This window comes from Microbacterium testaceum, from assembly GCF_001476285.1.
GTDB lineage: Bacteria > Actinomycetota > Actinomycetes > Actinomycetales > Microbacteriaceae > Microbacterium > Microbacterium testaceum_B.
Window position 1 is genome coordinate 1 of sequence record NZ_LDRU01000092.1, and the last position, 10,996, is coordinate 10,996.

Consider the following 10,996-nt stretch of genomic DNA (forward strand, 5'->3'; position numbering starts at 1 on the left):
CATCTTCGACGACGTCCGCTACCTCCGCCGCCCGGGCACCGAGCAGCGCTACGGCGTGGTGGCAGACCTCGACGCCGAAGCCGTCCGTACGCGCCCCGCGCCCGTCACCGCGGCGGCGACATCGTGACCGCCGTCTCCGCCGCGCCGCTCACGGTGCGCCCCCGCCGTCGGGCCGCGCTCGGGTGGATCGGCCTCGCCCTCGCCCTGCTCCTGGTCGGACTGGTGGGAACGACCCTGGTGTACGGCGGCTGGACGCAGAAGGACGCGCTCGACCCCGAATCCCCCGCACCCGACGGCACCCGCGCGCTCGTCCGCATCCTCCAGCAGCAGGGCGTGACCGTGACCGTCGCACGCGACCGCGCGGCGGCGGAGCGTGCTCTGACCGACCGCGACGCCACGCTCGTCCTGCGCGACGCCCCGATGCTGTCGGACGCCACCCTGACCGCGCTCGCCGACCGCGCACGCGACGTCGTGCTCATCGAGCCGCGCTCGCGCACCCTCGACGTGTTGCTGAAGGGCTCCTCCCTCGGGGGCTTCGCGAACGACCGTGCCGCCGCCCCCGGGTGCGAGCTGCCCGCCCCGCGCACGGCCGGAACCGCGCGGACGGGTGAGCTGATGATCCCCGGCGCGGGCGTCACCGGCTGCTACCCCGTCGACGGCGAGTACGGGCTGCTCTCCACCGAGACGAGCGACGGCCGCACCGTCACCGCCCTCGACGGGTCGGCGACGATGACGAACACGACCCTCCCCCTCGACGGCAACGCGGCGCTCGCGATCGGCGTGCTGGCTCGGACCGACGCGGTCGTCTGGTACGTCCCCTCCCTCACCGACTCCGACGCCGGGTCGACGCCACGGACGATCGGCGACCTCACACCGCCCTGGGTCACCCCCGGCATCGTCCTGCTGCTGCTCTCCGCGGTCGTCGCCGCGATCTGGCGCGGGCGACGGTTCGGCCCGCTCGTGACCGAGCGCCTTCCGGTGATGGTGCGCGCGAACGAGACGACCGAGGGTCGCGCCCGCCTGTACGCCGCCTCCGGCGACGCGGCGCACGCCCTCGACGAGCTGCGTCGAGCGACGCGCACCCGTCTGGTCCGTCGGCTCGGCCTCGCGGCCCACACCCCGGCCGAGCAGGTCGCCGATGCCGTCGCCGACCGCCTCGGCGCGGATCGAGGGGCGATCCGCGGCATCCTCCTCACCGACTCCCCCACGACCGACCGCGATCTGGTCGCCGCGAGCGACCGCCTCCGCGACCTCGAGACGAGCGTGCATGCCGCGTTCGCCACCGAAAGGACCACCCGATGACCGACAGTCCTCTCGACGCTCCCCTGCCGCCCGCCGCCGAGAACGCAGCGGGACGCCAGGAGCCCGCCCCGGCGACCCCGGGGTCCGACGACGCGGCCCTGCGCGAGGCGATGAACCGGGTGCGGGTCGAGGTCGGAAAGGCGGTGATCGGCCAGGACGGCACGATCACGGGACTGCTCATCGCGCTCCTCTCGCGCGGACACGTCCTGCTCGAGGGCGTCCCGGGCGTCGCCAAGACCCTTCTCGTGCGCTCGTTCAGTCGCGCGCTCGGCCTCGACACGCGGCGCGTGCAGTTCACGCCCGACCTCATGCCCGGCGACGTCACGGGCTCCCTCGTCTACGACGCCCGCGCCGGCGAGTTCGAGTTCCGCGCGGGACCGGTGTTCACCCACGTGCTCCTCGCCGACGAGATCAACCGCACGCCGCCGAAGACCCAGGCCGCCCTGCTCGAGGCGATGGAAGAACGACAGGTCTCGTCGGACGGGGTGAGCCGCGCTCTCCCCGACCCCTTTCTCGTCGCCGCGACCCAGAACCCCATCGAGCACGAGGGCACCTACACGCTGCCCGAAGCCCAGCTGGACCGCTTCCTGATGAAGCTCGTCGTCGATCTCCCGGGCCGCGAGGCCGAAGTCGGTGTGCTCCGGCGCCATGCCGGCGGCTTCGACCCGCGCCGCCTCGACGCGGCGGGTCTCGATCCCGTCGTGACCGCCGACGAGATCCTCGCGGCCCAACGCGCCGCGGGGACCGTCGCCGTCGACGACGACCTGCTCGGCTACATCGTCGACCTCGCGCGGGCGACGCGGCAGAGTCCCTCGGTACTCCTGGGTGTCAGCCCCCGCGCGACGACGGCCCTCCTCGCCGCGGCGAAGGCCTGGGCGTGGCTCGGCGGTTACCCGGCCATCACCCCCGATCACGTGCAGACGATGCTCGTGCCGGTCTGGCGTCACCGCATCCGGCTGCGCCCCGAGGCCGAGATCGAGGGTGTCTCGGTCGACGCGATCCTGACCTCGGTGCTGCAGCAGACCCGCGTCCCCATCTGATGTTCGTCACCGGCCGTCTCGCGCTCCTCGTCGCCCTGGGCGTCGTCCCCCTCGTGCTCCTGAGCACGGCGGGCGTCCCGGCGTGGCTCGCCGTGGGCGGGTGGGTCGTGCTCTGTGCGGTCGGAGCCCTTGTCGATGTCGCCGTCGCGGCCGACCCGCGCGCCGTCGAGATCACACGACGCCTCCCGGACCGCACGCTGCTCGATGAACCGGTGGCCGGTGAACTGCACGTGCGCAACCTCGGGACCCGCGCGCTCCGCGCCCACGTGCGCGACGCGTGGCAGCCCACGGCCGGTGCGCCCGAGGAACGGGCGCGATTCGTCGTGCCGCCGGGCGAGCGCCGGAGCGCACCCCTTCCTCTGCTCCCCCGTCGCCGCGGCGAGATCCGCACCGATTTCGTCGTGGTGCGCTCGGCGGGCCCCCTGGGTCTGGCGGGCCGGCAGGCGGTCGTCGACGCTCCCGGCCGGATCCGCGTCCTCCCGCCCTTCACCTCGCGTCGGCACCTCCCGTCCCGGCTGGCGCGCCTGCGCGAGCTCGACGGCAACACGAGTCTTCAGGTGCGCGGTCAGGGCACCGAGTTCGACAGCCTGCGCGAGTACGTCCGCGGCGACGACGTGCGCTCGATCGACTGGCGGGCGACGGCGCGCGCGGGCACGACCATGCTGCGCACGTGGCGTCCGGAACGCGACCGCCACGTCGTCATCGTCATCGATACGGGCCGCACGGCCGCGGCGCGCGTCGGCGACGGCGCACGCCTGGACGCAGCGATGGAGGCCACCCTGCTGCTGTCGGCGCTGGCGACCAGGGCGGGCGACCACGTGCACCTGGTGATGTTCGACCGCGTCCCGCGGGCGCGTGTCACGAAGGTCGACGGTTCGCAGCTCCTGCCCGCGCTCGTCGACGCGATGGCCCCCGTCGAGCCGCAGCTCATCGACACCGACTGGGACGCTGCTTTCGCGCAGGTCCGCCAGCTCGCGGTCCGTCCGGCCCTCGTCGTGCTGCTCACGGCGCACGACGATCCCGAGGCCGCCCGCGGTTTCCTCGCGGCGCTGCCGGCGGTGGCGGCTCGCTCGCGACTGCTCGTCGCGACGGCGACGGACGGACTGGGCGACGAGCCCGAGCGGACGGATGCCGCCTCGGTCTACGCGGCGGCCGCGATCGAGCGCGCGCGCCACGACGCGGACCGTGTGCGCGCCGCCGTGGTCCGCGCCGGTGGCGACGCCATCTCCGCCTCCGCGGAAGACCTGCCCCCGCTCGTGGCAGACCGCTACCTCGCGCTCAAGGCTGCCGGGCGGCTCTGACGCGCGCATCCGGCCGGGTCTAGCACACCCAGGCCCCATGCAGCCCGGGACATACGTCGCGGCTTATCCTGGGGGGTACCCTTCGAGCCGTCAGCGCGTCCCCTCCGCGCTCGGTTGCGCCGTCTACGCACAGGATGCGGGAGAACTCTTGCCAGGAAACGCCACGACCCGGTTCGACGATGTGGCTCTTGTATCGGTGGCAAGCGTCCTGCCCAGCCGTGTGACCACGTCGGACGATATCGAGGACCGCCTCGCTCCCGCTCTTCATCGTCTGAAGCTCAAGCCCGGCCTCCTCCGTCGGGTCGCCGGCGTCAACGAGCGGCGCAACTGGGCCGACGGCGAGTCGAGCGACGAGGCGACGATCGCCGCGGGCAAGCAGGCGCTGGCCGAGGCGGGCGTCGACCCGAGCGAGATCGGGCTCATCATCAACACCTCCGTGACCCGCAAGCACCTCGAGCCTTCGGTGGCGGTGCGCCTGCACCACGGCCTCGGCCTCCCGAGCTCGGCGATCAACTTCGACGTCGCCAACGCCTGCCTCGGCTTCATCAACGGCATGAGCCTGGCCGCCGGCATGATCCAGTCCGGACAGGTCAAGTACGCCCTGATCGTCAACGGCGAGGATGCCGATGAGATCCAGGTCAACACGATCAACCGGCTCGTGCGCGAGGACCTCGACCGCGACGCCTTCATGCAGGAGTTCGCGTCGCTGACGCTGGGCTCCGGCGCGGCTGCCGCGGTGCTCGGACGCGCGAGCGACCACCCCGAGGGGCACCGGATCGTCGGCGGCGTGACGCGCGCGGCGACCCAGTTCTACGACCTCTGCGTCGGAAGCGTCGACGGCATGTTCACCGACGCGAAGGCTCTGCTCAAGGGCGGTCTCGACCTCGTCGTGTCGGCGTGGAAAGAGGCCAAGGGCGAGTTCTCGTGGACGGGCATGGACCGCTACATCACCCACCAGGTCTCATCGGTGCACACCTCGGCGATCGTCCGCGCGGCGAAGCTCGACCGTGACCGGGTGCCCGTGACCTATCCGCACCTGGGCAACGTGGGCCCGGCATCCATCCCGATCACCCTCGCCGACGAGCAGAAGACGCTGCGTCGGGGTGATCGCGTCCTGCTGATGGGAGTGGGCTCCGGGCTGAACACCGGCATGCTGGAGCTGGCCTGGTGAGGGTCACCGCCCCGGAAGCCACGCTTCCCCCCGCGGGGCTGCCCGGTCTCGACCCGGCGCTCTCGCGTCTGGTCGACGTACCCGGCGCGGCCGCAGATGCGGGCACGACGCGCACGTGGCACGTGCTCGACACCGGCGACGCCCTCACCGAGCGCGGTCTCGATCCGGTCGGCACGATCATCGCCGTGCACGGCAACCCGACGTGGTCGTACCTCTGGCGCGCGCTCGTGAACGCCTCGCTCCGACGCGCCGAGGCCGGTGCGACGGCGTGGCGGGTCCTGGCCGTCGACCAGCTCGAGATGGGCTTCTCGGAACGCTCGGACCGCCGACGCACCCTGGCGCAGCGCATCGCCGACCTCGACGCGCTCGTCGGCGAGCTCGGCATCCGGGGTCCGATCGTGACCATCGGGCACGACTGGGGCGGTCCGATCTCGCTCGGCTGGGCCGTCGAGAACCGCGAGCGTCTCGCCGCGGTCATCGCGCTCAACACCGCGGTGCACCACCCCGACGGTGCGCCGCTGCCCTTCGCGCTGCGCGTGGCCACCGCCCGCGGCATGCTCGCCGCGGGCACCACCGGCACCACGGCCTTCCTCGACACCACGCTCGCTCTCGCCGATCTCGACCCCGCTGTCCGCGCCGCTTTCCGCGCGCCGTACGCGACCGTCGCACGACGCCGCGGGATCGGCGGCTTCGTCGCCGACATCCCCGCGACCGCGGCCGACGAGAGCACTCCCGCACTGCACCGCATGTCGGCGGGGCTCCGCGAACTCGACGTGCCCGCGCTGTTCCTGCGCGGACCGAAGGACCCCGTCTTCGGCGAGGGCCACCTCGACGACCTCACCGAGCGGCTTCCGCACGCCGACGTGCACCGCTTCGAGGGAGCGGGCCACCTCATCGCCGAGGAGCGGCCGTACGCCGACGTCGTGCTCGACTGGCTCGACGAGAAGGGCGTGGCGACGGATGCCGCGGCCCCGGGCTCCACAGCCGCCACCGCGCCACCGGCCGCCGCCGGTCACCTCTGGGATGCCCTCGACGCGCGCCGCGACGACGACGACACCGCCGTGATCGACATGACCACCGCCCGCGACGGCGAGCCGCTGCGCGTGAGCTGGCGGCAGCTGTCCGCGCGCGTCGACGAGATCGCGGCGGGCCTCGACGCTTTCGGCGTCCGGCCGGGAGACCGGGTCTCGCTGCTCGTTCAGCCCGGCCCCACGCTGACCGCCGCTCTGTATGCCTGTCTGCGCATCGGCGCGGTCGTCGTCGTGGCCGACCGGGGTCTCGGCATCCGGGGTCTGTCGCGCGCCGTCAGAGGTGCCGTTCCCGATGTGGTGATCGGCGAGATCGCCGGGCTCGGCGCCGCCCGCACCCTCGGCTGGCCGGGCCGCCGGATCTCGGCCGCGGCCCTCCCCGCCGCGACGTCGCGCGCGCTCGGTGTCGAGGCGAGCCTGTCGGACCTCGCCCGCGCCGGTCGCGGCCGGACGCTCCCGGAGCCGCCCGCACCCGACGCCGACGCCGCGGTGCTGTTCACCTCGGGCTCGACGGGACCTGCGAAGGGCGTCGTGTACACGCACGCGCAGCTGACGGCCCTGCGCGACACCCTCGCCGCGCACTTCGGCGTCACCGCCGAGACGGGTCTGGTGACCGGCTTCGCTCCCTTCGCGCTGCTCGGACCCGCGCTCGGCACGCGCTCGGCGACGCCCGACATGGACGTCTCGGCCCCCCGCACGCTCACCGCGGCGGCCGTCGCGGCGGCCGTGCGTGCCTCCGACGCGCGGATCGTGTTCCTGTCCCCCGCCGCCGTCGCGAACGTCGTCGCCACCGCGAGCGCCCTCGACGCCGACGATCGCGCGGCCCTCGCGCGCGTCGAGACGTTCCTCTCGACGGGAGCACCCGTGGGCATCGAGCTGCTGCGCCGCGCGCAGGAGCTCATGCCGAACGCCGTCGCGCACACCCCGTACGGCATGACCGAATGCCTCCTCGTCGCCGACGTCACCCTGCCCGAGATCGAGAGCGCTGCGGGCGACCGCGGCGTCTGCGTCGGTCGACCACTGGGTACGGGCCAGGTGCGCATCTCGGCGATCGACGCCGAGGGGCGCGCGACGGGTGAACCGACGACGGATGCCGGGGTCACGGGCGAGATCGTCATCTCGGCGCCCCACCTCAAGCGCGGATACTTCCGCCTGTACCTCACCGACCGCGAGGCGCGTCGCGGCCTGGCCGACCGTTGGCACCGCACCGGTGACGTCGGCCACCTCGACGCCGACGGGAGGCTCTGGGTCGAGGGGCGTCTCCCCCACGTCATCACCACCGCCGAGGGTCCGGTGACCCCGGTCGGCATCGAACAGGATGCCGAGACCGTCGAGGCCGTCACCCGTGCCGCTGCGGTCGGGGTCGGGCCGATCGGTCGACAGGTCGTCGTCGCGGTCGTCGAGGCGGGTGCCCGGCGTCCCGGCCTCGCCTCCCCCGAGCTGACGGATGCCGTTCGCGCCGCGACCGCGCATCCGCTCGCGGCGGTCCTCGTCGCGCCGACGCTGCCGACCGACATCCGGCACAACTCGAAGATCGACCGATCCCGCCTGGCGGCGTGGGCGGAACGCCTGCTCGCGGGCGAGAAGCCGACGGCACCGTGAGGGTCCTCGCCACCGGCGCGTCCGGGTTCCTCGGCCGGGCCGTCGTCCGCGCCCTCCACGACGCGGGACACGAGGTGCGCACGCTCCAGCGCCGCCCGTCCGGTGTCGCCGGCGCCGACGACCGGCTCGGTTCCGTGACGGATCCGGATGCCGTGGCATCCGCTCTCGACGGGATCGACGGCGTGGTGCACCTCGCGGCCAAGGTGTCACTGGCGGGAGACCCCGCTCAGTTCCACGCCGTCAACGTCGAGGGAACGCGAACTCTGCTGGACGCCGCCGCCGCGGCGGGGGTCTCGCGGGTCGTGCACGTGTCGTCGCCGTCGGTCGCGCACGCGGGGCACGCCCTCGCGGGAGTGGGCGCGGAGCCCGCCGATCCCCGCGCCGCGCGCGGCGAATACGCCCGCACGAAGGCCGCGGCCGAGGTGCTCGCCCTCTCGCGTGCCGGTGACGGTCTCTCGCTGGTCGCGATCCGTCCGCACCTCGTGTGGGGCCCGGGCGACACGCAGCTCATCGCGCGGGTGGTCGACCGCGCCCGCCGGGGCCGGCTACCCCTGCTGAACGGCGGGACGGCGCTCATCGACTCCACGTACGTCGACAACGCGGCATCCGGAATCGTCGCCGCCCTCGACCGCGTCGACGAGGTCAGCGGGCGCGCGTACGTCCTGACGAACGGCGAGCCGCGCCCGGTCGGCGATCTGCTCGCCGGGATCTGCCGCGCCTCGGGGGTCGAGCCGCCACGCCTCAGCGTTCCCGCGGGTCTCGCCAAGGCCGCCGGGGCCCTGGTGGAGCGCGTCTGGGCCGTCCGCCCGGGCGAGGACGAACCGCCGATGACCCGCTTCCTCGCCGAGCAGCTGTCGACGGCGCATTGGTTCGACCAGGCCGAGATTCGCCGCGATTTGCGCTGGACCCCGGCGGTGTCGCTGGACGAGGGCCTGCGTCGCCTCGCGCGAGCGTGAGCCGGGCCGCTGCGCTCCCCGGCATCCCTGCGGCCCGCGTTCTCGCGCTACGCGCCGCCTACTCCCCGACGGCACATGTCCCACTTCTGACGGTCCGTGTCCCACATTTGGCCACCTGAGGCAGTGCGGACCGACCATAAGTGGGACGAGGTCCCCTCCACCGGCCTTCAGTGCAACGCGGTTGGTTCCTGCCCCGCCCTGAGCAACCTCGTCCCACTTCTGGCGGTGCATGTCCCACTTACGGTCGCCTGCGGCAGCCTCCACCGACCATAAGTGGGACACACTCCCGACCCAGCATGAGCGGAAGGCCCGCCCCGCGAGGGGACGGGCCTTCCGGATGCCGCGGGTTACCGAGCCGCAGCGCGTCGCGCCGAAACGCGACGGGTCGGGCGCTCAGACCAGGTCGAACCGGTCGAGCTCGGTGACCTTGCGCCAGGCGGCGACGAAGTCACGGACGAACTTCTCCTTCGCGTCGTCCGAGGCGTAGACCTCGGCGAGCGCGCGCAGCTCGGAGTTCGACGAGAACACCAGGTCGACGCGGGTGCCGATCCCGACCTTCTCGCCCGAGCCGTCCTTCGTGCCCTCGAAGGCGTGCTTGCCGCTGTCGAGCGGCTTCCACGTCGTGCCGAGGTCGAGGAGGTTCACGAACACGTCGTTCGTCAGCGCGCCGGGGGTGTCGGTGAACACACCCCAGTCGCTGCCGTCCCAGTTGGCGCCGATCGCGCGGAGACCGCCGACCAACACGGTCATCTCGGGGGCGGTGAGCGTGAGCAGGTTGGCCTTGTCGAGCAGCAGGAACTCCGCGGGCAGCCGCGCCTCGCGCGAGGCGTAGTTGCGGAAGCCGTCGGCGACCGGCTCGAGCCAGCGGAACGACTCGATCTCGGTCTGCTCCTGCGACGCGTCGGTACGGCCCGGAGTGAACGGCACCTCGACCTCGACGCCGCCGGCGCGCGCCGCCTGCTCGACACCGGCGTTGCCGGCGAGAACGAGCAGATCGGCGATCGACACCTTCTTCTCACCCTGCGCGTCGAACTCGGCCTTGATCTTCTCGAGGGTCTCGAGAACGGATGCCAGCTGCTCGGGATTGTTGACCGTCCAGCTCTTCTGCGGCTCGAGGCGGATGCGCGCGCCGTTGACACCGCCGCGCTTGTCGGAACCGCGGAACGTGGATGCCGCGGCCCAGGTCGTCGTGACGAGCTGCTGCACGCTCAGACCACTGTCGAGGATCTGCTGCTTCAGCGCCGCGGCGTCGGCCGCGTCGATCAGCGGGTGGTCGACGGCGGGGACCGGGTCCTGCCACACGAGAACCTCGTCCGGAACCTCGGGGCCGAGGTAGCGCTCACGCGGGCCCATGTCGCGGTGGGTCAGCTTGAACCATGCGCGGGCGAAGGCATCCTGGAACGCGGCGGGGTCCTCGGCGAAGCGGCGCGAGATCTTCTCGTACGCCGGGTCGACCCGCAGGGCGAGGTCGCTCGTGAGCATGCGCGGCTCGCGGCGGCCCTCGGAGTGCGCGAGGGGCACCATGTCGGCTCCCCCACCGTTCTTCGGGCGCCACTGGTGAGCGCCCGCGGGGCTCTGGAACAGCTCCCACTCGTACGCGAACAGGATGTGGAAGAACTCGTTGTCCCAGCGCGTGGGGTGGTAGGTCCAGGTGACCTCGAGGCCACTCGTGATCGTGTCGTCGCCCTTGCCGGTGCCGTGGTCGTTCTTCCAGCCGAGGCCCTGGTCGTTGATGTCGGCGGCTTCGGGGTTGGGACCGACGTGCGAGTCGCTCGCCGCGCCGTGCGTCTTGCCGAACGTGTGGCCACCGGCGATGAGCGCGACGGTCTCCTCGTCGTTCATGGCCATGCGGCCGAACGTCTCGCGGATGTCGTTCGCCGACAGCTGGGGGTCGGGGTTGCCGTTGGGGCCCTCGGGGTTGACGTAGATGAGACCCATCTGGACCGCCGCGAGCGGGCGCTCGAGCTCACGGTTGCCCGTGTAGCGCTCGTCACCGAGCCAGGTGGTCTCGGGGCCCCAGTACACGTCGTCGTCGGGCTCCCACACGTCCTGGCGACCGCCGGCGAAGCCGAAGGTGGGGAAGCCCATGTCCTCCAGCGCGACGTTGCCGGCGAGGATCATGAGGTCGGCCCACGAGATCGCCTGGCCGTACTTCTTCTTGACGGGCCACAGCAGGCGGCGCGCCTTGTCGAGGTTGACGTTGTCGGGCCAGCTGTTCAGCGGGGCGAAGCGCTGCATGCCGGCGCCCGAGCCGCCGCGACCGTCGGTCACGCGGTAGGTGCCGGCGCTGTGCCACGCCATGCGGATCATGAGCGGGCCGTAGTGACCGAAGTCCGCGGGCCACCAGTCCTGCGAGGTCGTCATGACCTCCTTGAGGTCCTGCTTGACGGCCGCGAGGTCGAGCGCCTCGAACGCCGCCTTGTAGTCGAACCCGTCGTCGAGCGGATCGCGCAGCGCGTTGTTCTTCGCGAGGATCTTCACGTTGAGGGACTCGGGCCACCACACGCGGTTGGCGGATCCCTGGGTGGGGTGGGGCAGGGCGCCGGCGGGCTCGCTGTCGGCGGGGGCTTCGCCCACCGGCAGTCGGTTGTCGTCG

Annotated in this window: 7 protein-coding genes; 6 read left to right on the top strand and 1 reads right to left on the bottom strand. The window is 72.9% G+C overall.

The annotated features are described in order from the left end of the window. The first annotated feature begins 123 nt into the window (after positions 1-123). The 6 genes from NS283_RS15045 (at position 124) to NS283_RS15070 (ending at position 8,400) form a co-directional block, all read left to right on the top strand. Positions 124-1,302, top strand: a complete 1,179-nt coding sequence (locus NS283_RS15045) for a DUF4350 domain-containing protein (protein ID WP_058597671.1) — start codon at positions 124-126, stop codon at positions 1,300-1,302. Then, positions 1,299-2,342: an AAA family ATPase gene (locus tag NS283_RS15050; RefSeq protein WP_436970531.1), complete on the top strand. Its 1,044-nt coding sequence runs from the start codon at positions 1,299-1,301 to the stop codon at positions 2,340-2,342. The genes NS283_RS15045 and NS283_RS15050 overlap by 4 nt, the downstream gene beginning before the upstream one ends. After that, complete coding sequence (locus NS283_RS15055) at positions 2,342-3,643, top strand: DUF58 domain-containing protein (protein WP_058597672.1); 1,302 nt, start codon at positions 2,342-2,344, stop codon at positions 3,641-3,643. Before NS283_RS15050 ends, NS283_RS15055 begins: the two co-directional genes overlap by 1 nt. Positions 3,644-3,791: 148 nt before the next feature. Further along, positions 3,792-4,814 carry a 3-oxoacyl-ACP synthase III gene (locus tag NS283_RS15060; protein ID WP_058597673.1) on the top strand — a complete coding sequence of 341 codons (1,023 nt, stop codon included), beginning with the start codon at positions 3,792-3,794 and terminating at the stop codon, positions 4,812-4,814. Further along, positions 4,811-7,444 carry an alpha/beta fold hydrolase gene (locus tag NS283_RS15065; RefSeq protein ID WP_058597674.1) on the top strand — a complete coding sequence of 878 codons (2,634 nt, stop codon included), beginning with the start codon at positions 4,811-4,813 and terminating at the stop codon, positions 7,442-7,444. Before NS283_RS15060 ends, NS283_RS15065 begins: the two co-directional genes overlap by 4 nt. After that, positions 7,441-8,400 (top strand): NAD-dependent epimerase/dehydratase family protein, encoded by a 960-nt coding sequence (locus NS283_RS15070; RefSeq protein ID WP_058597676.1) that lies wholly within the window; start codon positions 7,441-7,443, stop codon positions 8,398-8,400. Before NS283_RS15065 ends, NS283_RS15070 begins: the two co-directional genes overlap by 4 nt. Positions 8,401-8,793: 393 nt before the next feature. Here the strand turns inward: NS283_RS15070 and katG are convergent, their stop codons facing one another. After that, positions 8,794-10,977, bottom strand: a complete 2,184-nt coding sequence (gene katG, locus NS283_RS15075; RefSeq protein WP_275934956.1) for a catalase/peroxidase HPI — start codon at positions 10,975-10,977, stop codon at positions 8,794-8,796. Between the last annotated feature and the right edge of the window lie 19 nt (positions 10,978-10,996).